This window comes from Psychromonas sp. SP041, from assembly GCF_000470315.2.
Taxonomy (GTDB): domain Bacteria; phylum Pseudomonadota; class Gammaproteobacteria; order Enterobacterales; family Psychromonadaceae; genus Psychromonas.
The window spans coordinates 1-21799 of record NZ_CBRF02000022.1 but is presented as its reverse complement, the minus strand read 5'-3'; the positions used below and the strand labels follow the sequence as shown (position 1 = coordinate 21799).

17 protein-coding genes and 1 pseudogene are annotated in these 21799 nt (G+C 36.8%); 9 read left to right on the top strand and 9 right to left on the bottom strand.

Translation table 11 applies throughout. The annotated features are described in order from the left end of the window. Positions 1 to 30: 30 nt before the first annotated feature. A complete protein-coding gene (locus SP041_RS12860; protein ID WP_025563832.1) occupies positions 31 to 1077 on the top strand; it encodes an adenosine deaminase in 1047 nt (348 codons plus the stop codon). A gap of 248 nt (positions 1078 to 1325) precedes the next feature. On the opposite strand, the gene SP041_RS12855 is transcribed toward SP041_RS12860, so the two are convergent. After that, on the bottom strand, positions 1326 to 1781 hold the full coding sequence (locus SP041_RS12855) for an Lrp/AsnC family transcriptional regulator (RefSeq protein ID WP_025563831.1): 456 nt from the start codon (positions 1779 to 1781) through the stop codon (positions 1326 to 1328). Between the two features lie 171 nt (positions 1782 to 1952). Here SP041_RS12855 and SP041_RS12850 point away from each other — a divergent pair, with 171 nt between their 5' ends. After that, entirely contained in the window at positions 1953 to 2576 is a 624-nt protein-coding gene (locus SP041_RS12850; protein ID WP_025563829.1) for a DMT family transporter, read from the top strand. 17 nt (positions 2577 to 2593) lie between these two features. On the opposite strand, the gene SP041_RS12845 is transcribed toward SP041_RS12850, so the two are convergent. After that, on the bottom strand, positions 2594 to 3355 hold the full coding sequence (locus SP041_RS12845) for an IS5 family transposase (protein ID WP_137297876.1): 762 nt from the start codon (positions 3353 to 3355) through the stop codon (positions 2594 to 2596). Here SP041_RS12845 and SP041_RS12840 point away from each other — a divergent pair. Together SP041_RS12840 and SP041_RS12835 are read left to right on the top strand one after the other, a co-directional pair. Beyond that, the gene (locus tag SP041_RS12840; protein ID WP_137297875.1) at positions 3354 to 3836 is read left to right on the top strand and encodes an EamA family transporter; all 483 of its coding nucleotides are present in this window, start codon (positions 3354 to 3356) and stop codon (positions 3834 to 3836) included. The genes SP041_RS12845 and SP041_RS12840 overlap by 2 nt on opposite strands. Before the next feature lie 105 nt (positions 3837 to 3941). Then, positions 3942 to 5123, top strand: coding sequence for an aromatic amino acid transaminase (locus SP041_RS12835; RefSeq protein ID WP_025562251.1), 1182 nt, complete (start codon positions 3942 to 3944; stop codon positions 5121 to 5123). Positions 5124 to 5313: 190 nt separating this feature from the next. Here SP041_RS12835 and SP041_RS12830 read toward each other — a convergent pair whose 3' ends face one another. Then, positions 5314 to 6915 (bottom strand): DUF3943 domain-containing protein, encoded by a 1602-nt coding sequence (locus SP041_RS12830; RefSeq protein ID WP_025562252.1) that lies wholly within the window; start codon positions 6913 to 6915, stop codon positions 5314 to 5316. A 305-nt stretch (positions 6916 to 7220) separates the two neighbouring features. Between SP041_RS12830 and SP041_RS12825 the strand changes: the two genes are divergently transcribed. The 4 genes from SP041_RS12825 (at position 7221) to SP041_RS12810 (ending at position 12549) form a co-directional block, all read left to right on the top strand. Continuing rightward, the gene (locus SP041_RS12825; protein WP_025562253.1) at positions 7221 to 8261 is read left to right on the top strand and encodes an acyltransferase family protein; all 1041 of its coding nucleotides are present in this window, start codon (positions 7221 to 7223) and stop codon (positions 8259 to 8261) included. Between the two features lie 296 nt (positions 8262 to 8557). Continuing rightward, complete coding sequence (locus SP041_RS12820) at positions 8558 to 9583, top strand: hypothetical protein (protein ID WP_025562254.1); 1026 nt, start codon at positions 8558 to 8560, stop codon at positions 9581 to 9583. An 11-nt stretch (positions 9584 to 9594) separates the two neighbouring features. Further along, positions 9595 to 10209, top strand: coding sequence for a hypothetical protein (locus SP041_RS12815; RefSeq protein WP_037047276.1), 615 nt, complete (start codon positions 9595 to 9597; stop codon positions 10207 to 10209). Between the two features lie 312 nt (positions 10210 to 10521). Further along, positions 10522 to 12549, top strand: coding sequence for an EAL domain-containing protein (locus SP041_RS12810; protein WP_025562257.1), 2028 nt, complete (start codon positions 10522 to 10524; stop codon positions 12547 to 12549). A gap of 668 nt (positions 12550 to 13217) precedes the next feature. On the opposite strand, the pseudogene SP041_RS12805 reads toward SP041_RS12810, so the two are convergent. The 4 genes and pseudogenes from SP041_RS12805 to cmoA form a co-directional block, all read right to left on the bottom strand. Continuing rightward, positions 13218 to 15161: pseudogene (locus SP041_RS12805) on the bottom strand (sodium:proton antiporter); the annotation flags it as partial. A gap of 498 nt (positions 15162 to 15659) precedes the next feature. Beyond that, complete coding sequence (locus SP041_RS12800) at positions 15660 to 16253, bottom strand: CoA pyrophosphatase (RefSeq protein ID WP_025562259.1); 594 nt, start codon at positions 16251 to 16253, stop codon at positions 15660 to 15662. Positions 16254 to 16530: 277 nt separating this feature from the next. Next, positions 16531 to 17517, bottom strand: a complete 987-nt coding sequence (gene cmoB / locus SP041_RS12795) for a tRNA 5-methoxyuridine(34)/uridine 5-oxyacetic acid(34) synthase CmoB (RefSeq protein WP_025562260.1) — start codon at positions 17515 to 17517, stop codon at positions 16531 to 16533. Between the two features lie 59 nt (positions 17518 to 17576). After that, the gene (cmoA, locus tag SP041_RS12790; protein ID WP_025562261.1) at positions 17577 to 18308 is read right to left on the bottom strand and encodes a carboxy-S-adenosyl-L-methionine synthase CmoA; all 732 of its coding nucleotides are present in this window, start codon (positions 18306 to 18308) and stop codon (positions 17577 to 17579) included. 171 nt (positions 18309 to 18479) lie between these two features. Here cmoA and aspS point away from each other — a divergent pair, with 171 nt between their 5' ends. Continuing rightward, on the top strand, positions 18480 to 20264 hold the full coding sequence (aspS, locus tag SP041_RS12785; RefSeq protein ID WP_025562262.1) for an aspartate--tRNA ligase: 1785 nt from the start codon (positions 18480 to 18482) through the stop codon (positions 20262 to 20264). A gap of 135 nt (positions 20265 to 20399) precedes the next feature. Here the strand turns inward: aspS and SP041_RS12780 are convergent, their stop codons facing one another. Both SP041_RS12780 and SP041_RS21420 read right to left on the bottom strand, forming a co-directional pair. Next, entirely contained in the window at positions 20400 to 21290 is an 891-nt protein-coding gene (locus SP041_RS12780) for an integron integrase (RefSeq protein ID WP_081695291.1), read from the bottom strand. A 175-nt stretch (positions 21291 to 21465) separates the two neighbouring features. Then, positions 21466 to 21597, bottom strand: a complete 132-nt coding sequence (locus tag SP041_RS21420; protein ID WP_346763647.1) for a hypothetical protein — start codon at positions 21595 to 21597, stop codon at positions 21466 to 21468. Positions 21598 to 21799: the final 202 nt, after the last annotated feature.

The following is a 21799-nucleotide window of genomic DNA, read 5'->3' as shown; positions in this document are numbered from 1 at the left end:
TTAACCAGTGTAAAATTAAAAGAGAACATTATGCCGCATTCAACATTAAATCCAGACAGCTCTCCTGAAGCCGACCCTATGTTATTAAGCTGGTTAGCGCAATTACCCAAAGTAGAATTGCATTTACATCTAGAAGGGAGCTTAGAGCCCCAAATGCTATTTGATTTAGCGGTTCGTAATCAACTTACATTACCTTATCAAAACGTAGAGGAAGTAAAGCAAGCATTTCAATTTACTCAGCTACAAGACTTTTTAGATATTTATTATCAAGCTGCAACCGTTTTAGTGACTGAACAAGATTTTTATGACTTAACATGGGCTTATTTATTAAAGTGTAAAGAGCAAAATGTACTCCATGTAGAGCCATTTTTTGACCCTCAAACACATACTGAACGTGGTATTAGTTTTGCTACTGTCATCAATGGGATTGATCGTGCGTTAAAAGACGGCGAAGAAAAGCTAGGTATCAGCAGTGAATTGATCATGTGTTTTCTGCGTCACTTAGATGAAGAAAGTGCTTTCGCTACTTTAACATTGGCGATGGACCACTTAGATAAACTTAAAGGAGTAGGCTTAGATAGTTCTGAGTTAGGGCATTCGCCTGAGAAGTTTAGCCGTGTTTTTGCTAAAGCACGTGAGTTAGGTTTATTAACGGTTGCGCATGCCGGTGAAGAAGGGCCTGCAGATTATATTTGGACCGCGATTAATGATTTAAAAGTATCACGAGTAGATCACGGCGTTAATGCCATTCAAGACCCTGCTTTGATTAAATACTTACAGGAGAGTCAAATACCATTGACTGTTTGTCCATTATCAAATACTAAGTTAAAAGTATTTGATGATATGAACCAGCATAATATTTTAGATCTATTAAGCCTAGGCATTTGTGTCACAGTGAATTCTGACGATCCTTCTTATTTTGGTGGCTATATGACTGAGAATTTTGAAGCGTTAATTCAATCATTAGATATGACTCAAGAACAAATGATTAAACTGGTTGAGAACAGCATTACTGCTAGTTTCTGTTGCCAACAACGTAAACAGCAATTATCGTTCGCATTACGAGATTATATTTAATTATTCTTTTTGTGGTTAATGCTTAAGGGCTGATGCTTAAGTTAATATTTAGCTTAGAAAATGCATAACCCTATTTAATATTCATTGATTAAATAAGGCTGTGCATCGTTATTTTATTATTTTATTATTTTATTATTTTGCTATTTCGTTATTCTGCTATTTTTATCAACAACAAAAGTTATGACTTTCAACGTTTAACCTGCCAAGTTCTGAGCTCGTTAATATAACTCCTGAGTTTTTCATAACACCTAAATATACATAGGCAGTTCTCGTTGCGTATTTAATTGTCTAACAGATAAATGTGTATGGATATCTTTAACGCTGGAGATTTTATGGAGTTTAGTGGTGAAGGTTTCATAGCCTTGTAAATTTGGGCTAACAACTTCTAATAAGTAATCAAAAGCGCCTGAAACGATATGTGCATTGATCACTTCTTCAATTTTTAATAACGCAATTTCAAACTCTTCAATGGCTTTTTCTTGGTGTCTATCTAAGCTCACTTCAACAAAAAAGGTCATATTAATACCGACTTTTTCTTTATTTAGATTGGCTTGGTAATCTTTTATGAAGCCTTCATCTTCCAATCGTTTTAAGCGTCTGGCGCAGGGAGACGCGGATAAACCGACTTTATCGGCAAGGTCTGCTATTGATATACGTGCTTCTTTTTGAAGGTGCTTCAATATGTGTTGGTCTATTTTATCCATTCTTCACCTGACTCTTATTTTTAGTGATTTAATGCTTAGTTTGTTTATATATCGATTGTATCAGCTAATATCTGAGGTTTTTGGCCTTTCTTTGAGCGATAAGAGCGTCGCTTTTAATGGATAATATTGTTTATTAGATACTTTTTATAAACAATTGGTAGGACTTCAAAAATGCAAAAAATTCAACAGCATAGTCACCATAAAGAGCAGGTTAGTAGCAATGTTTATAAAGGTAATGTCTATAAAAGTAATGTTTATAAAGGCAACGTTTATAAACGATTAAGCGATAACTTCTCTATCGCTTTAAATTCCCCTGTTATTTGGGGATATATCTCAATGTTATTGGTTTTATTCATTTGGTCTGGCTTTGCTTTGACTATACGTATTATTGATGGCTCAGCATTAGAGATTGCTGATGTCGCGTTAATTCGTTTTTTAGTACCTGCAATATTATTGTCACCCTGGTTGGTTTCTCATTGTAAAACTATCAAAAAAGTGAAGTTATCCGATATTGCACTTATTTTGCTTGGTGGAATTCCTTTTGTTTTCTTAGCTGCATTAGGTGCTAAAAGTGTTCCTGTGGCTTACGTTGGGACCATACTCGCTGGTACTCCTGCATTCTTTGTCGCTATTATCTCTTACTTCTTTCTGGCTCAAGCACTCTCTAAAAAACGATTGTTTACACTCTCATTTATATTAGTTGGCATATTAATTATGATTGTTGGCGAGTCAGAAGATATGTCGTTGGATGTGATTATTGGTATTTGTTTTTTGTTTAGTGCTAGGGCGTGTTGATCTTTGGTGCTCAATAATTACTCTGCATGCATAGGGAGCCACATAATAGTGAATGCTAAAGCAACCATGCTTGCATAATTTTGTTCTAATTTATCGTATCTCGTTGCTATTGCTCGGAAATTTTTAATTCTTCCAAATGCATTTTCAACTAAATGTCGATACTTATACAGGCACCAATCTATGTCATTGTTTCCTGTTTTATTGTTTTTTCGTCTAGGGATGACTGAAATGGCACCTTTTTCATGTATATGCTCTCTAAGCTTTTCACTGTCATAACCTTTATCTGCAACAATATAAGATGATTTAGGAGATTGATTTATCAGCTCTTCGGCATGGATAATATCGTGTACTTGACCTCCAGATAATGAAAAACAAACGGGGAGCCCATAACTATCCACTGCTAAGTGAATTTTTGTTGAGTTACCGCCTCTGCTTTTACCTATTGCTTCATCGTCATTTGTGGCAGCACCCGTTCCATGCTGATGAGTACGGACTATACTACCATCAATAAACAGCCATTCTGACTCTGTATCTTTTGATAACCAGTTGAATAAATTAAGTAAAACGCCTTTTTTTGACCATAAATTAAAGCGCCGAAATACAGCACTCCATTTCCCAAATTCAGTTGGTAAGTCTCGCCATGGACAACCGGTCCGCATTCTAAAAAGGATCCCCTCAAAGGTCATTCTATGTTCGGGTTTGTTATAAATTCTTCCACTGTGTTGCATTAACTGTAATAGCTTTAGCCACAGTGCATCTGTTAACATTGTTCTTGGCATGGTGGTATTCTTGTATGTTGATTTTTGGCGAAACCATTATACATTTCCACCATGCTGTTCAAAAATCACTCTTGAAAGATCAACACGCCCTAGTTTTCTTTGGTCTGTTTATATCATTGGCCTTAGAAAAATCGCTTTGAAACCAATGACTATTACGCTTATTATCTCTTACCTCTCAGGTTTTATTATGTTACTGCTGATTGCAACGGGTATGGTGCCAAGTAACTTGGGGCATTTCTCTTTCCAACAAGCGTTACCATTTATTTTAATCCAAGGGCTTGGTATTGGCGTAGTGGCAACTATTTGCTTTTCTTATGCTGTAAGCCAATTAGGTTCAGCTCGATCTTCAGTGCTAGGCTCACTTTCTCCAGCCGCCACTGCATTATTAGCCGTGCCGATTTTAGGTGAATCATTATCTGTTTTTGTTTGTATTGGAGTCGCCTTAACAGTGATAGGCGTTATTTTATCGAGTCGTTGTTAGTTTATTTTTTTAAGTTTTTTTATTTAAGTATGGGTATTTCTGTACTTTTACTTAGTACTTTTATTTAGTTCTTTTCTCTAAGCCTGTTATTTAAGGAATGTCGTTATGTTAGAAAACTTACCTATTGTCCAAGGCGATCCTCTTTGGGCGCTATTACATCAATTTAATGCAGACCAACGAGACCATAAGATTGATATGTTAGTGGGTGTGTATCGTGATGAGACAGGGCAAACACCTGTGATGCAACAAGTACAGAAAGCAGAACAAAAATTAGCTGCGGCAGCCGAGTCAAAGTCTTATAAAATGTTGTCTGGAAATCTTGAGTTTAATGACCACATGGCCAAATTTTTATTGGGTGACAGTGAGCGATTTTCTGATCAATGCACTATTCAAACCGTTGGTGGTTCAGGTGCGTTAAGAGTTATCGCCGACTTTGTTGCGACACTATCACCCGATGCTGTAATTTGGAATACTAACCCAGGTTACCTTAATCATCGTCCAATTATGGAAGGGGCTGGCCTCAACGTTGAACCGTTTCGTTGGCAGCATGTTGGAGGCGTTTTAGATATAGAAGCGTGTTTTGAAGATCTAGAGCAAGCGAAAGAAGGCGATATCTTATTGTTACATGGGAGTTGTCATAATCCTTCTGGCGTAGATCCTTCACTCGCTCAGTGGCAACAATTTATTGATTTTTGTCTTGCTAAAAAAGTCGTGCCTTTTATTGATATCGCTTATCAAGGTTTTGGTGATGGGCCTGAAGAAGATGCTGCTGGCTTAAGACTGTTTGTTGATCAAGTTGATTTCATGCTGGTGGCGGCAAGTTGTTCAAAAAATATGGGGTTATATTGTGAGCGTACTGGGGTCGCGATGGTGATAACAAATGATCACTCTCAACATGCTCCTTTACGTACTTTATTAGAACGTATTACGCGTGCAAACTATTCTATGCCACCAAATCATGGTGCGGCAGTCGCATCGTTATTGTTCTCAGATCCTGAACCTTGGTTAGCCGAACTGTCAGTGTGCAGAGAGCGTATTAATGATTTACGTAAAGCATTAGGAAACTTATTGTTAGAAATGAATGCACCGGTTTCTTTACAAGCAGTAACAAGACAAAAAGGTATGTTTTCTTTGTTACCGTTAACGCCAGAGCAGATGATCGCTTTACGTGAAAAACATGCAATATACGGTATGTTAAATGGCAGAATTAACATTGCGGGTTTAAAACAAGCCCAAGTTAGCTACCTTGCGGAAGCATTAGTGGACGTAATGAAAAGCGAATGTTGAAACAGTAATAGTGGAAAGTCTGAAGCTAAAAATCGGGCTGTGAGAGCTGTAGTATCACAGGTTAATTGATATCTCACTCGGCTTAATTTTACCTTAAATTTTACCTTAAACTTAACCTTCAATTCGAATTTAAAAAAAGGCCTGTGATAAACGTTATCACAGGCCTTTTTTTTTACAGCTGATTTAACGTTTATTGAACTTGCATTGTTTCGCCTTCACCAAAACGGTAGACGAGTTTACCCGTCATTTGCTGATCATGACTGCTTTCATGTGTAGTGAAGTAATTGACATAGTCAGCTTGTATTGCCCAGTTCGCGTTTAAACGGTAATGAAGGCCAACACCTGTATTAAGTTGAAAGTTGTATTGATCATCATCTTCATTCCAAATTTCTTCGCCTAACCCTGCCGTTATATAAGGGCGTAAGTTTGAACTGGCATTAAAGTAATATTGACCATCAACACTAAAGGTTTCATAGGTTTCGTTTGGTGTTGTCAATGCTTGCATCATTTTTGTAGAGCCATAATTTAAACGCGCTGAAAAGCGTGGAGAAAAATATAAACCTAATGAGACTTGAGCATATTGCTCATTAATGAGGCCACGTTTATTATCGTAATTAAGGTAACCCGATCCTAAACTTAATCCGACAATACCGAAATTAACGGGATCACGTGAATTTGCAAATGTATAACCAGAGCCTAGTTTACGCTTACCACTAATGCCGGATTGAGCTGAGCTACTATCTTCGCCAAACAGGTAATTTATTTCAAACATAATTTGTCTGTCGTTAGGGACTCTTGAATCATCGCCTTGCTCTGAAATTTTAATGTAACCAGTACCGGCTTTAATTAAATCTCTGCCAAATAAACGGTTAAAGTTACGTCCAATAGAGTCAATCGGGTCTAATAAAAAGAGGGCAGTGTTACCTAAGTATTCATTTCCCCATACCGTACCACCGCCAGCCCAAATTTCGCGTTCAGTATTAAAAGCCCATTCACCATAAACCCAACCTAATACGGGTGTCACCACTAAATCTTGCATAGACGGTTTTTCTGCAAAAGCTTCAACACCATATTCCCAAAATGCACTAGACATAAGCGCTGAGTATAAAAATGAGTCCCATTGTCGGTAGCCTGACTTACGTGCTGCTTGGTAGTAAACACCACCAAAATAAGGGTGCATAATATAATTTAATACGGCGTCATCTCGATCCCATACTGGGCCTTCTGACACATGATCAAGCCACTTTTGCGCTAAGCTCACATCATCATCGTTGTTCCAATTAGTCACTGACTCTGGCATAACCGCAAGTACTGAAATAACACCTAAACCATAATAAAAAATAGAAGACGTTTGTGATAATAGACGCTCGCTATCTTCTCCATTTTTTGGGGAAAATAAAGAAACTTTATAAGGATTGTCATAAAAGCTTTCTGGCACATCAAATTGTTCCCAAGCTGAGTTGGTAAACGCAGTTTTGTACTTCGCCTCTTCTTCCTCGCTATCGGTTGTTTCTGCTTGAACATCTTCTGCTAGAATTTCTGGTAGTGGATCCAGTAGTTGTTGATCTGTCCCTTCATATACCGATGTTTTTTGTAAATCATTATTTTCAGAAATAGGTGATTTAGTAGACGTCACTTTGGGATAAGCTACTTTGCTTGACGTGTTATTAACATCATCTGCCGCTGATTGATGGATATCACTTATTATCTCTTCTGCTGCAAATAATAAGCTGTGCGTTGATATAGAGAATAATAAAAAAAGCGAACGAGTAGCGTGCTTTGTGATAATCACAGATAAATCCTTGAGTAGAGTTAAAGCCATTATTTAATAGCCTCATATATAGACTTAATTATATGTGTTAAATAATAGTGATTTAATAGGAGGGTATTTTTGCTTATTATCGTGTTTTTTCATCTTTCTGCAATACCTCATTTTTGAGGTGTTGCAGATATATCAATGCGGTAAATTATTTTACTTCGATAAGATTGTTTTAAGGGATGAACTGCAAGTAGGTTATATTGTCTTAACTACCTATCATTGCAAGCTTAGTAGCAAGTAGGTGCTCTTTTTTAATTAAGTTAATATGGGTTATTAGTATGCCAACAAAACGCACATCGATATTTTATATAGATTTTTTACGTTTTATTGCCGCAATTGCAGTTATTACTATCCATGTACTGGGACCTTTTCGTTTTCTGTATGGTGATATCCCAGATAGTGATTGGTTAGCGGCGGCTGGAATGAATAGCTTAACTCGCTGGGCCGTGCCTGTTTTTATGTTAATTAGTGGGGCATTGTTGCTTTCCACTGAAAGAACTTTTCAATGCGAGCATTACCTCACTAAACGCCTGAGTAAAGTGGCTATTCCTTTTATCGGTTGGAGTATTATCTACGGACTGATCGCAGGCTTTATGATTGATGATGTATTTACTGGTCAATGGGTCAGCAGTACAGCGATTGATGTCTTAAAAAATTCGGCGATTGATCCTGTTTGGTATCACTTATGGTTTTTCTATGACTTCATTCCTTTATATTTTGTTATTCCATTTTTAATTCCATTACTAAAAAAAGCATCACCAGATCATATTAAATTAGCATTGTTCAGTTGGGCTATTTTATTCATTATGCATTGGTTAAAAGTCGGAAGCTTCTTACAACAAAACTTAGTGTTATACAGTGGTTATCTCATTTTAGGTTGGTACTTATTTAATAGAGACAATCGTCCACAACTAAAACGATGGCTTATTGCTGGTACGAGCATGCTTTTGCTTAACTTCTTTGGTACCTGGTTTTTAGCGAATGAAACGGGTGAATACAGCTCATTCTTTATGGGATATAAAACGCTGAACACTGCTGTTATTGGCGGGATGTTATTTGTATTAGCCCAAGCCTATGCTGAAAAAATAACAGGCAAGTTTCGCGCACTGATTACACTTATTTCTACTTATAGCTTAGGTATTTACTTAATCCATCCACTTTTATTGATTCCTGTACGTGAATTAAATAATGGTTTTTATGCCTTCTTTGGAAGTCATTGGATTGCCATTCCCGTGATCTCTTTGGTTACCTTAATACTGTCATTAATCTTGACGATGTTCTTAGTTAAGATTCCGCTTTTTAGACGTTTGGTACCATAATTTATTATAAAATAAATGCCATTCTTTTCCTTTAGATAATAAGTTTGGCTATTCGAACATGACTAAAGACAGAGATGAAATAAAGTAGGCGTATTGTTTTGCTTTTTTCTTTATAGTTTTAATTAAACTATCTCATTATGTATATTTTTTTTATACTATAATAAGAATTAATAGAGAATGGTGGTTAACGATGCATTTAATCTAACAGATTAATTTATTAGATAATGTCATCAGTTAATAAACCATCTCACTTTTCTGACTGTTTTAAGTGTTAGCGCGAGTAAGGGATGTCGTCTATGAAAAAGAGTTACTTAATTAGGCTTATTATAGCGACTTGTGGTTTTTTATTTCCTCATCTAGCTTTTTCTAGTTTAAATGACTGGGGTTTTTTAGGTGAAAATAGTCGAGGATCAATTGATCTTTCTTCGCGTGTTAGTAGTAATCTTGATACACAGGAATATTCTTTTCTACATGTGTTCGGGATTGATATACACAAAGTATTTAGCAGTGATACGAGTGATATAGGTACCTTAATACTACAACCTTATATCGTTAAATTAAATAACGTGAATAACCCCAACTTTATTTTTGATGATGGTAACGATACAAAGCTAACGTGGCGCATTGCAAACTTTAATTACACTGCTTTAAACCAAGGTAAGTTCAATATTCGACTCGGACATTTCGAGGTTCCTTTTGGATTAGAATATCAAATAGATACCAATGGTACGTTACATCAATTAACTGCCGCACAGCGCGGTATAAAAACAGACTGGGGATTCTCCTTTAACGGTATTATGCCTCGTTTTGAATATGAAATAGCTCTTACCCGTGGCTCAGGTGTTGATTTTAGTCGTCGTGATAACCCTCATTTATTTTCTGGTCGAATTGGTACACTGAGCAATAAGAATATAGTAACTGGACTGTCATGGTTAACAGGTGAAATATTAGCTGCTAATGGTGTTGTTGAACAGACAAAAGTAGGGATAGATGCCTCTTATTATTATTACCAGTGGCAATTGATGGCGGAGTCATCGATTGGAAAAATGGTCGGTAATAATACGATGAATGGTTTTGTTGAATTGTTATGGCGCAACGCAAGAGAGAACTTATCAATTTACACACAAGTGGGTTATCAACGTGCCGAAATTGATCATGAAGTCAGTAGCCAAAGAGACTCAACAAGTTATTGGACTACTGGCGTGCAATGGCTAAGTGAAGATGGGTTCGATATTAGTGCGCAATATAAGCAAAAATTAAAACAAGCAGAGAATGTAAATATTGCCCCTAGTTTGAGTTTGCAATTGAGATATAGAATGTAATGGTAGACGTTATGAAAAAAAATAAAATTTATGTCTTAGTTTTATTGCTAACAGTAGAGTTTTTTACTCTCTCTTCTGCTTATGCGGCTTTTTGTTCTTTAAGAGATCCCGTGTCAGCCATTCAAATACTCTATCAAGGTGATTATCAATATCGGTCCATGGTCGCAACTGTTACAGAGCAAGATAGGTTAGCAGTTAAAGATAAATTACCTTTTACTATTCATCAAAGCGAAGTCAGTAAACATACTTTATATGTACTCTATAAGGACGGAAAACATGCTGGTTTTCTACAAGCTCGGTCAGAATGGGCTAAATGGGGATTGGTAGAAATTGCATGGGGTATCAATATAGATAGGAGCTTAAAAAGCTTTTATTTTCAACGTTGTCGTAGCCCTGAATGTAACGATACTGTTGTCCAAAGTATTAATAAACAAGTTCATAATAAAAATATAGAAGAATTAAAGTTATTACTCTCTACAGATGGAGAGGCGTTATCTGAAACTGGAGAACGTGCATTTTCAACTTCGCCAGTATTAGCATTGTTAGTATTACGTTCGGCATTAAAAACCTTAGCTATTACTGATATTAGTTGGGAAAAAGATATTAAAAAGCTGGAAAGCAGTTAATTATCATATATATCCGTCATCATTCAAGATGCAAAAATCAGCACGTCGTGAGGCAAACAGATTCTAGATATAAAGGTAAAGGTAAAGATATAACGAGTTAAATTAAGACTTTCTAACAACAAGGGTGGTTGCCTCTCGGCTTACCTTGTGGCGCGTTAGCTTGAAAACAACTCTGCATTACAACCTTTGATAAGGACTCGCCATTGTCACCATGTTACGTCTTGATTTGGAATCCAAGCTAATGACTAAGCAAAGCACTTGAACGGTAACGAGTATCGCTCATGATGCGTATAGACTAATTAAAGGTATTGAATGAGAATAAGAAGCTATTTAGCATTACTTGTACTGGCCTGTTTACTTGGCGCTTATATGTTGGAGCAAGTTTTAGGGTACCATTATAATCATGTTCAAACATTAGCGAGTAAATATACTCAAAGTCTTTTACTTGCCAAAGATTTTGAGCGAATAGAAAACAGTGCTTCACAGTTTTTAGTGTCTACCGATCTGGTGATTGCTTCTGGTAATACTTACCTTATTTTTGGTGCAAAAAATATGGGAGATTACATTAGTACTGAGCTGTCCAAACTCCAAGATGGAAACCTTTCCTCTATCATTAGTACAGAGATAAAAAAAACGATTATTAATATTCAAAAAATTAATAATCATCTTGATACGGTAGGCAAAATACCAGAGAAAGAGTTGATCATACACTTACGTAAGTTATTGCCAGATTACGATTTCGTCAGTTTATCTTTAGTTGAAAGTATCCACTTTATGATGTCTGAAACTAAGAATGTCATAACGCAAGAGGCGCTATCTTTAAAGGAAGAAAAAAGTTTTATTGCAACGGCTGCTTGGGTTGCTCGAACGTTTTTCTTATTATTAATTATCATTATTTGGTGGTGGGCCAATAGAAAAATTTGTAACCCATTAAATGACCTTATTGCATCATCACATAAAGCATTAACAGGTCATGATTTTCAAACAACAGATAATGCGCCTAAGGAAATTACCGAGTTAAGTAATGACTTTAAATTATTAACACAAACATTGTCTCATCAGGCTTCACATGATCCGCTAACAGAGCTCTATAACCGCCGAGCTTTTGAACGTAATCTAAATGAGGTGATGAAATATAATAATGTGCATTTAACCGTTAATGCCCAAAATTGGTTTTTATGTTTTATCGATTTAGATTATTTTAAAACCATTAATGACACTTGTGGTCATGCGGTAGGTGACCAGGTATTAGTTAATGTAGCTCGTATATTAAAACAAAAAGTACGCAGCTACGATACGGTCGCGAGATTGGGTGGGGATGAATTTGCTATTTTAATTAACCGTTGCCCAGTGGATAAAGCATTAGATATTGCTGAACAAATAAAGCGCAGCATTAATCAATTAACTTACCATTGCCAAGGCGAAGATTTTCAATTGAGTGCGAGTATTGGTATTGCGCCTAAAAAGGATGAAAGCAGTGCGACTGAATTATTAAATTCGGCAGATATTGCTTGTGGCATATCAAAAAAATCAGGTAGAAATTGTGTTCATTTATTTGAGATGAACCAGCAGATTGTAGAAGATGATAAGCAACAATTATTATCTGTTCATCATTTAAATAATGCATTAAATAACGACTTATTTGTGTTGTATAAGCAAGATATTATCCCGTTACAGAAGCAAAAAGTAGGTCAAAGCTTTGAGATTTTATTAAGAATGTTAGGCAGTGAAGGGCAACTCATTAGCCCTGCATGTTTTTTACCAGTCGCTGAGCGTTATTTACTCACCAGTAAAATAGATCGTTGGGTTATTAACGCTGTCTGTGAACACTTTATATCCCATCATGAACAGCTTACATCAATTAAAACGATTGCTATTAACTTATCTGGTCACTCATTAACTGATACTGAATTAGAAACGTTTATTATCAGCAAGCTTACTGAGAGTTTAATACCCGCTGATAAAATTTGCTTTGAAATTACAGAAACGGCTGCGATTAAAAATATTACGCGTGCGCGATTATTTATGGAAAATATAAAAGCATTAGGCTGTCAATTTGCACTTGATGATTTTGGTAGTGGGCATTCTTCGTATGCCTACATTAAGCAATTACCTACAGATAAGATCAAGATAGACGGGGCGATTATCGCTAATATGTTGACCAATCCAATCGATTTTACCGCGGTCAAATCTATCTGTGAAATCGGTAAAGCAGCGAAACAAGAAATTATTGCTGAGTTTGTTGAAAACAACAATTTAGTTGAGGCACTCACTGCATTGGGCGTCGATTATGCGCAAGGTTATTACTTTGCTAAGCCAGAGCCTCTCGTACCGCAATAGTCCTTATTTTTATGTGGTGATGTTTCGATATAGTGTTGTAGTGATTTCCTCTTCTTACCTAATATCTGTTCATTTCAGCGCTTGCTGAGTTTTACACTTTGGATAGTAACGGTTATATATCTTCATTAATAACTTTACGAAGAGCTCTATTAACCTCTCTATTAACGCCTCTATGTAGTGGCATAATGAATTTGGCTATCTCTTTATTGTGAGTTATAACAAAACGGCCTATATAAAAGTTAATTTATATAGGCCGTTATATGGTGATATTTTAAAGCGTTTAGTGACTACTCGTCTTTCTTTTTATCGTGACTACTACTTTTATTCTCACTTTTAGTCTCATTGTCGACATGCTCAGCATTTGCATCGATAGCTTCATCTTGTTCAGTAACTTTTTCTTTCTCAGTTAATGCTTCAGCTTCTATACGTGCTTTTTCAATTGCTTGTTGTTCAGCTAATGCTTCCGCTTCAATACGTGCTTTTTCAATTGCTTGTTGCTCGGCTAGTGCTTCTTCTTCACGACGTGCTTTTTCAATCGCTTGTTGCTCAGCTAACGCTTCAGCTTCTATGCGGGCTTTTTCAATCGCTTGTTGCTCAGCTAGTGCCTCAGTTTCTATACGTGCTTTTTCAATTGCTTGTTGCTCGGCTAGTGCTTCTTCTTCACGACGTGCTTTTTCAATTGCGCGTTGTGCGGCTTCCTCCGCTTCTTTAACTGCTCTAGCTTCAGCTGCTGCTTGTGCCGCTGCTTTAGCTTCTGCTTTTGCAATAGCTTTCGCTTTACGCTCAGCTTCTTCATCTATCGCTCGTTGAATAACTGCTTCGTCTTGTGCTTCTTGTGGTAATAAACTGATTAACTCAATACCAACAGGGAAGTTCATTGCTTCTAAGCCTGAGACGATTGTTACTTCACCTTCTTTTGTTAAATAAACCAATGGCATTGCTGTTTCACCATAACGTCTTTTAAAGCGTTCAAAGGTAAAGTTTTCGGTAATATTAGTGACTTTTAATATTGCACCTTTTACCATCAAATTCGCTATTTTGGCATAAGAAACATTTTCACCAAATAAACTTAAACGTTTCAAATAAGATTCAGATAACTGATGTCGTGCGCTTGCAATATCAGCGTTATTTAAACCATAAACATTATCGACACCTAATACATCTTGAAAATGGAACGTGACCAAAGGGTTTAATTGACGGTAAGGCGACATGACTAAGACTCGTCCAATACCACTTAAATCCATGTAGTTTGTTGCATGTTCTGAGGCTGGGTTACCAAAATAAACAGGGATGTTTTGCATACGTGCTTTACGGATACTGTCCCAGTTATTGTCCGTTAGAATCACTTTTATATTTCTTGAAACTAACAGTGTTGCTAATTCTCGAGAGAACTTAGAAGCACCAAACATTAAGAACCCTTCGTTAGATCCTTCTTTAACACCTAAAAACTTAGCCCAACGACCTGCGGTTAAACTTTGAATCACAACGGTGCCAATAATAATTAAAAACACTAACGGCACAATTGAGCTTGCACCTTCTAAACCAACAGATTCTAACTTGATCGCGAATAGCGATGAAATAGCTGCTGCGACAATCCCGCGAGGAGCGACCCAGCTTAGGAACCATTTATCTTTTGATGAGAGGTTAGTACCAAGTCCAGACACCCAGATACTTAAAGGACGAGCAATAAACATCGCTACTAATAATACCCCTAAGCCTCCCCAGCCAAGATCTAACATCGCACTCGAATCCAGACGTGCCGCGAGTAATATGAATAGTGCAGAGATAAGTAATACTGTTAGTGTTTCTTTGAATTCTAAAATGTCAGCAATATCCACGCCACGCATATTCGCTAACCAAATCCCCATGACCGTTACTGTTAGTAAGCCTGATTCTTCTTGTAAAATATTAGACGCAACAAAGATACCCAACATGATGGTTAACACCGCGGTATTGCGTAAATAATGTGGGAATAAGTTTTTTCTGATCGATAAGCCAGTTAAATAACCAGTAATAATCCCTAAGCCAAAACCAATTAATAATGTTAAACCCAGTGCGTATAAAACATGTGATGTGGGATCTGCTGTTACAGCAATATATTCAAATACCAGTACGGCAAGTAAAGCGCCAATAGGGTCAATAACAATCCCTTCCCAACGTAAAATACTCGCTAAATTAGATTTCGGTTGTACGGTACGTAACATGGGAACAATTACTGTTGGCCCAGTTACGACGACTAAAGCACCAAATAACATCGCAATTAGCCAATCAAATCCTAAAATATAATGCGCGGCAGGGGCGATACAAGCCCACGTAATGAACGCACCGATCGTTACAAGATGCGTCACCATGCGGCCGTGTTCTTTAATTTCCTTAAAGTTAAGCGTGAGCGCTCCTTCAAAAAGGATAACCGCAACCCCTAGAGAGATGATTGGAAATAATAAATCGCCAAAAATTTCATCGGGATCCAATACGCCTAAACCAGGTCCCAACACTAATCCACAAACGAGTAATGGTAAAATAGCGGGTAAACGTAATTTCCAACCTACCCATTGACACAAAAGCGACAGCACACCGATTAATGCCAGCATACCTGTGATGTGTTCAACCATATTTCTTTCCTTTTCCAATTCATTGTTAAAACAATGTTTATTATTATTTAATGCGGTCAGCAGCATACGTAATTCATTCGATATGCCTGACTGTATTTTTGAGTCTAAGATGTAAAATTAAAAGTAGCGATGTTATGAATAAAGCGTTAATACAACTTAATATATTTTTTAGTTGCCATGTTATTTTTAATATTACTGATTAAAATTAGCCATTGCGTCAATCGCTCCAAAGTAGAGAACTGATTCATTTCGACACTATTATTTTATGCATCCAATAACACTATCATTGAATTATTAAATTTTTATTTTATAGCGTTTGGATTAAAATTATTAACGAGAATCACTTAGAGTATAGTGATGTTTTTCAACCATTTATTAAATTAGTTTTGATGGTTAAGCTTAGAAATATTTACCCCTATATACGTATAATAATATAGAAAGATCTTATATGGGTGTTTTTAAAAAAATAACTAACATTAATTCACTTAAGTATTGTCTTTAGCGGTGTAAGTGCCGTTGCAAATTAATGATCATTTGCGCAGTTGCGCCCCAAATTAAATGATTTTGATAAGCACAACAATAAGTGAAATGACGTTTTTTATTAGCGATTAAGTGCTGCTTGGTAAAATTGTTTCTATTCAATAAAAATGAAAAAGGCACCTCAAAGCATTCTTTCACTTCATGACGATCAATAATCACTTGCTCACTATTCTCTACAAAACCAATAAAAGGCGTGACGTGATATCCAGTAGTGGTGGTTAAAGGCGATAAACTACCCACTAACTGTATGCTTTTTTGTTGAATACCTATCTCTTCTTGAGTTTCACGTAATGCCGTTTCTGCTAAAGAGTCATCGCTTAGCTCATATCGTCCACCAGGAAAACTAACTTGCCCAGCATGATGCCTTAAATGTAATGCTCGTTGAGTTAATATCATGTGTAAACCCGTTTCACGTTGAACGAGTAGCATTAATATCGCGGCTTTTTTTAATGGTTTTTTTTGTGTTAATTGTAATTGTGCAAGATGAGAAGAAGGGGCAGTTGAGTTTGCTTGTTGTAAAATGAAACGACTAAGAAAGTGTTGTTTATTCATGTCTTATAACCTTCTCCTGTGACTGTTTGCTAGTGTTTATTGACAGCCGTTATTTCATTACGTTACGTTTATGCCTACTTATTAAAGTAAGCTATATCTCATTTTAATACAATATTATTAATACTAACTCCATGAAGAAACTCGCCTCATTTTAATTACATAGCATTAAATTAAGCTCATTTTATAACGTGAAGAAGATGAAAAGGAAAGTAAAAGAGAGAAGCCTGAAATACTAATATCAGGCTTCTTTGTGTAGAGTTAATGACAGTGCAAACAGTTAATTCAGTGGTTTAATTGCTTTTTTAGCAATCAATAAAGCACGTTTTGGCGCAGGGTGGCCTTCAACAGTTTTAGTCGCATCGTTCGGGTCTAGGTAATCTTCTAAAGATTCATTAGTCATCCAAGCGGTGCTGCGTTGTTCGCCAGTTAGCGTATCGTTAATGTCCACAATGCGTACGTCTTCAAAACCACATTTTTCTACCCATAATTTTAACGCTTTTGCACTTGGTAAAAACCAAATATTACGCATCTTAGCGTAACGATCAAAAGGCACTAATACATCATTTTCATCGCCTGCAATGACCAAGGTTTCAAGCACTAATTCGCCACCTTCAACTAACTGGTCTTGTAGTTGTGTAATATGATCCATTGGTGATTTACGATGGTATAAAACACCCATGGAAAATACCGTATCAAAGGCTTCCAATTTAGGCAACTCTTGAATACCTAATGGTAATAAATGTACATTTTGGTCTTTATTCGCAAAGTGACGTACCGCTTCAAATTGGCATAAAAACAACTCGCTCGGGTCGATACCGACTACAAATTCAGCACCTTCACCACGCATACGCCACATGTGATAACCACTACCACAACCAACATCTAGCACGTAACGATATTTAAGCGGGCTGATATGCGGTAAAACACGATCCCATTTCCAGTCACTGCGCCATTCAGTATCAATATGCACACCATGAATATGGAAAGGGCCTTTACGCCATGGGTGAAACTTTTGTAATAGATTCTCTAATTTCTTAGTTTCACCTGCTGACAGTGCAGAGTCATTACCAATACGCACTTCATCTTTGAGTTCAATATGCTCAGTTTTGATGGTGGGAAACTTATTTAATACACGTATCCAACTTGCTAAAGTGCCATGGACATGGATATTTTCCCATTCATGTAATTGTGCAGGTAAAGTACGTAACCAATGGTTTAAGCGGTTGTTAGCGATGATGCTGTAAAAATTATTAAAATCGATCATGTCAATGCCTTGCTACGATTAATGTATTTAATATTAAGAGTTTATTTAAAGTTAAGAATTTATTTAATGCTAAGAATGGATCCAAAATTAAAATACTGATACCAAAGGTCGTTATGTTTAAATCCAGCTTGTTGTAAACGCGCATAATGTTGCTCAACGGTATCGGAAATCAATACATTGTCGAGAGACGAACGTTTTTGACTTATCTCTAACTCGCTATAACCATGGCTGCGTTTAAAGTCTAAATGCAGGTCAACTAACAATTGGTTACTTGTTGAGTCATTAAAAATAAACTTTTCAGAAAGTACTAATACACCGCCAGGTAATAACCCTTGGTAAATATTTTTTAATAAAGAAAGGCGTTTTTCAGGGGTTAAAAACTGCAAAGTAAAATTAAGCACAACAACAGACGCATTTTCAATCTTAATGTTACAAATATCATCCTGTATTACCGTGACCGGAATATCTGACTTATAAGCATGGATATGTTGCTTGCAAGATTCAACCATCGCCGATGAATTATCAACGGAAATAATGCTACAACCTGTCTTTTCATCAAGACCTCGGCGCATCGATAAAGTGGCAGCACCTAATGAACACCCCAAGTCATATAGGTTTGAATTATCAATCGCACAACGTTGCGTGATCACTCCAATACTATTAATAATGTTTTCATAACCTGGAACAGATCGTTTGATCATGTCTGGAAAGACCTGTACCACTTGTTGATCAAAACTAAAGCTATCTACTTTATCTAGTGGTTGACTGAAAATATTGTCGGTTTGGCTCATAAGGCTGCCTAATTATTTAAGGTTAAACGGTGTTATTGATGACGTATTGCCGCGCATTTTACTTAAATTGTGTGGCAGGGTCATTTTTTTATTTAAGCATATGACTCTCAGTGGTTTTCTTCTATAATACGTGCAATTAGTTTGTAACGTATTTAAAAACAGGAATCGATAATGCGCACTATGTATTGTGGTGAAGTGACCGAAGCAAATATTGGTCAAGAAGTTGAGTTAGTAGGTTGGATAAACAAACAGCGCGATTTAGGTGGTGTGACGTTTTTAGATGTACGTGACCGTGAAGGTATTGTTCAAGTATTTTTTGATGGTGATACACCAGAAGCAACAGCCGTTGCTGCAACAGTACGTAATGAGTTTTGTATTAAAATGAAAGGACTTGTTCGTGCTCGCCCTGAAGGACAAGTGAACAAAAACATGACAACAGGTGGCATTGAAATCTGTGGTCTTGAGCTTGAAGTTTTAAACCGTGCTAAACCATCTCCATTAGATAGTAACCAAACAAACTCAGAAGAGCAGCGTTTACGTTACCGTTACCTAGACTTACGTCGTCCAGAAATGGCTGAACGTATGGTATTTCGTTCTAAAGTCAGTAGCTTTGTACGTCGTTTCTTGGACGACAATGGTTTCTTAGATGTTGAAACTCCAATCTTAACCAAAGCGACACCAGAAGGTGCACGTGACTATTTAGTGCCAAGTCGTACGCATAAAGGTCAATTCTTTGCTTTACCGCAATCACCACAATTATTTAAACAATTGTTGATGATGTCTGGTTTAGACAAATACTACCAAATTGTAAAATGTTTCCGAGATGAAGATTTACGTGCTGACCGTCAGCCTGAATTTACACAAATAGATATCGAAACATCATTCATGACCGGTGATCAGGTCATGGAAAAAACAGAAGAGATGGTCGTTAAACTTTTCAAAGAAATGTTAGATGTTGATTTAGGCTCATTCCCTAAAATGACTTACGCAGAAGCAATGCGTCGTTTTGGTAGTGACAAACCTGATTTACGTATCGATTTTGAATTAGTTGACGTAGCCGACTTATTAAAAGAAGTTGAGTTCAACGTATTCTCTGGCCCTGCTAATGATGCCGATAGCCGTGTTGCGGTTATTTGTGTACCAGGCGGCGCAAAACTGTCTCGTAAAAATATCGATGAATACGGTAAATTCGTCACTATCTACGGTGCTAAAGGCTTAGCATGGATGAAAGTGAATGAAGTCGCTAAAGGCCTTGAAGGTGTTCAATCGCCAATCGCTAAATTCTTAAATGAAGAGATTGTTGCTGAGTTACTTAAACGTACCAACGCACAAGATGGCGATATCATCATGTTCGGCGCAGACAAAGCAAATGTAGTTGCTGAAGCAATTGGTGCATTACGTCTGAAAGTATCTGAAGATCTTGGTTTAATTAAAGACGAATGGAAACCACTTTGGGTGATTGAATTTCCAATGTTTGAACCATTAGAAGACGGCGCATTAACGCCAATCCATCACCCATTTACTGCACCATTAAACATGACACCAGCAGAACTAGAAGCGAGCCCAGTAGGCGCTCTTTCTGATGCTTACGACATGGTATTAAACGGTTGTGAGTTAGGCGGTGGTTCAGTACGTATTCACAAACAAGATATGCAAGCAGCGATTTTCCGCATCTTGAATATCTCTGATGAAGAAGCTTTAGATAAATTTGGTTTCTTATTAGAAGCATTACAATACGGTGCTCCACCGCATGCAGGTTTAGCATTTGGTTTAGACCGCATCGTGATGTTGATGACTGGTTCAAGTTCAATTCGTGAAGTGATTGCCTTCCCGAAAACTGCTTCTGCTGCTTGTCCGTTAACTAACGCACCGGGTTTTGCTAATCCAGCTGCTCTTGCTGAGTTAAATATTGCGGTTGTTAAGACTGAGAAAGAAGAAGCTAAAAAAGAAGATTAATCTTTTAAAAAATAGCTTTAAAGAAGGGAGGTGATATCGCTAGAAGTAGTGATGTTATCTCCCTTTTTTGTTTGTGTTGTTTGAGGTGGGTTCGTTCCTCGATCCACGGTCTCCGTGGTAACGCATAAGGGCTTATTACTCATTTATCGTTTGTAAATCAGAGAAAGGGCTACGTACACCATTTGCACCAGCTTGTAATACATGGGTATAAATTTGGGTTGTACGCAAGTCTGAATGTCCTAATTGCTCTTGAACTGTTCTTATGTCTGCACCTCTTTGTAAGAGGTGTGTTGCAAATGAGTGACGTAATGTGTGGCAAGTGACGTGTTTATCAAAGTTTAATTTTTTTGCAGTCAGCTTGATTGTTCGCTGTAAATTACTTTCATGTAAATGATGCCTCCTTAAATTATTTGTGCCAGGTTCTAAACTTAGTTTTGATGATGGAAACAAATAATGCCAGCTCAATTCTTTTGATGCATTCGGATATTTAGCAGCGAGTGCAAAAGGTAAATAAACACCATTGTAATAAGGATTTTTAATATCTTGTTGATAATACAAACGTACACTGGATATTTGGTCCCTCAAAGGCCCTAATAGTTCTTTTGCCAACGTAACTCTACGATGTTTACCTCCTTTACCATTCCAAATTTGAAGTGATGAATAATCAAAATCAATATCTTGTATTCGTAACCTTAACACTTCCATAAGTCGTAAACCGCTACCATATAAAATATTACAGGGAAGTGAGAGTGGTGTAGGTATATTTTTTAATAATAATGCCGTTTCTGCTAAGTTTAAAACAACAGGAAGTTTAGGTTGTATATGACTGCGGTTAAATTTAAGTGTTAATGTTAAAAGGTTATCTAAAAATTCTTTATACAGATACACCAGTGCATTTAATGCCAATGATTGTGTTTTAGGGGCCACATTTCGTTGGTTAGCTAAAAATGAAAGGAAAGACTCAACATCCTGATTGTGGCATTTAATAGTGTGTTTTTTTTGATTGAAATTTATACCCGTTATCATTCAAGGTGCAAAAATCAGCAAGTCGTGAGGTAAGCAGAGGCTAGGCGTAAAGATGAAGATCTAACGGGTTAAATCGAGACTTTACAACAACGAATATGCTTGCCTCACGGCTTGCCCTATCGGTCACTCGCTCAAAAATCAATGCAGCGTTGCAACACTCTATAAGGACTAGTCATTAACATCCTGTTACGCCTTGTCTTGATGTTCGAGCTAGCGACTGATAAATGCATCTTGATTGGTAACGGGTATGTATAGATGTAATCCAATAAATATATGCTTTAATTGTTTTTTCTGCATAATTTTTCATACGCATACTTTCAGCAATAGCCATTAAAAATGGTGATTTTATAAAATACCTCTACCAATAAAACTAATGTTTATTTATGGCTCTGTTGTAGTTTGGTGTTGATGGTTTAATATTTAGTTATCATTACTTTGAAATTCAAGGTGTAGCTATGATCAACAATAAACTAAAAGGCATTCTCAAAGAAGTTACCAACCTAAACTAC

Excerpts from the sequence above, each read along its gene's own strand:
- SP041_RS12850 (WP_025563829.1), top strand. The coding sequence starts at position 1,953 with ATGCAAAAAATTCAACAGCATAGTCACCATAAAGAGCAGGTTAGTAGC.
- SP041_RS12780 (WP_081695291.1), bottom strand. The coding sequence starts at position 21,290 with ATGATAACGGGTATAAATTTCAATCAAAAAAAACACACTATTAAATGC.
- SP041_RS12860 (WP_025563832.1), top strand. The coding sequence starts at position 31 with ATGCCGCATTCAACATTAAATCCAGACAGCTCTCCTGAAGCCGACCCT.
- SP041_RS12800 (WP_025562259.1), bottom strand. The coding sequence starts at position 16,253 with ATGAATAAACAACACTTTCTTAGTCGTTTCATTTTACAACAAGCAAAC.
- SP041_RS12855 (WP_025563831.1), bottom strand. The coding sequence starts at position 1,781 with ATGGATAAAATAGACCAACACATATTGAAGCACCTTCAAAAAGAAGCA.
- SP041_RS21420 (WP_346763647.1), bottom strand. The coding sequence starts at position 21,597 with ATGAAAAATTATGCAGAAAAAACAATTAAAGCATATATTTATTGGATT.
- SP041_RS12810 (WP_025562257.1), top strand. The coding sequence starts at position 10,522 with ATGAGAATAAGAAGCTATTTAGCATTACTTGTACTGGCCTGTTTACTT.
- SP041_RS12815 (WP_037047276.1), top strand. The coding sequence starts at position 9,595 with ATGAAAAAAAATAAAATTTATGTCTTAGTTTTATTGCTAACAGTAGAG.
- cmoB (WP_025562260.1), bottom strand. The coding sequence starts at position 17,517 with ATGATCGATTTTAATAATTTTTACAGCATCATCGCTAACAACCGCTTA.
- cmoA (WP_025562261.1), bottom strand. The coding sequence starts at position 18,308 with ATGAGCCAAACCGACAATATTTTCAGTCAACCACTAGATAAAGTAGAT.
- SP041_RS12820 (WP_025562254.1), top strand. The coding sequence starts at position 8,558 with ATGAAAAAGAGTTACTTAATTAGGCTTATTATAGCGACTTGTGGTTTT.
- SP041_RS12835 (WP_025562251.1), top strand. The coding sequence starts at position 3,942 with ATGTTAGAAAACTTACCTATTGTCCAAGGCGATCCTCTTTGGGCGCTA.
- SP041_RS12840 (WP_137297875.1), top strand. The coding sequence starts at position 3,354 with ATGGTGGTATTCTTGTATGTTGATTTTTGGCGAAACCATTATACATTT.
- SP041_RS12825 (WP_025562253.1), top strand. The coding sequence starts at position 7,221 with ATGCCAACAAAACGCACATCGATATTTTATATAGATTTTTTACGTTTT.
- aspS (WP_025562262.1), top strand. The coding sequence starts at position 18,480 with ATGCGCACTATGTATTGTGGTGAAGTGACCGAAGCAAATATTGGTCAA.
- SP041_RS12845 (WP_137297876.1), bottom strand. The coding sequence starts at position 3,355 with ATGCCAAGAACAATGTTAACAGATGCACTGTGGCTAAAGCTATTACAG.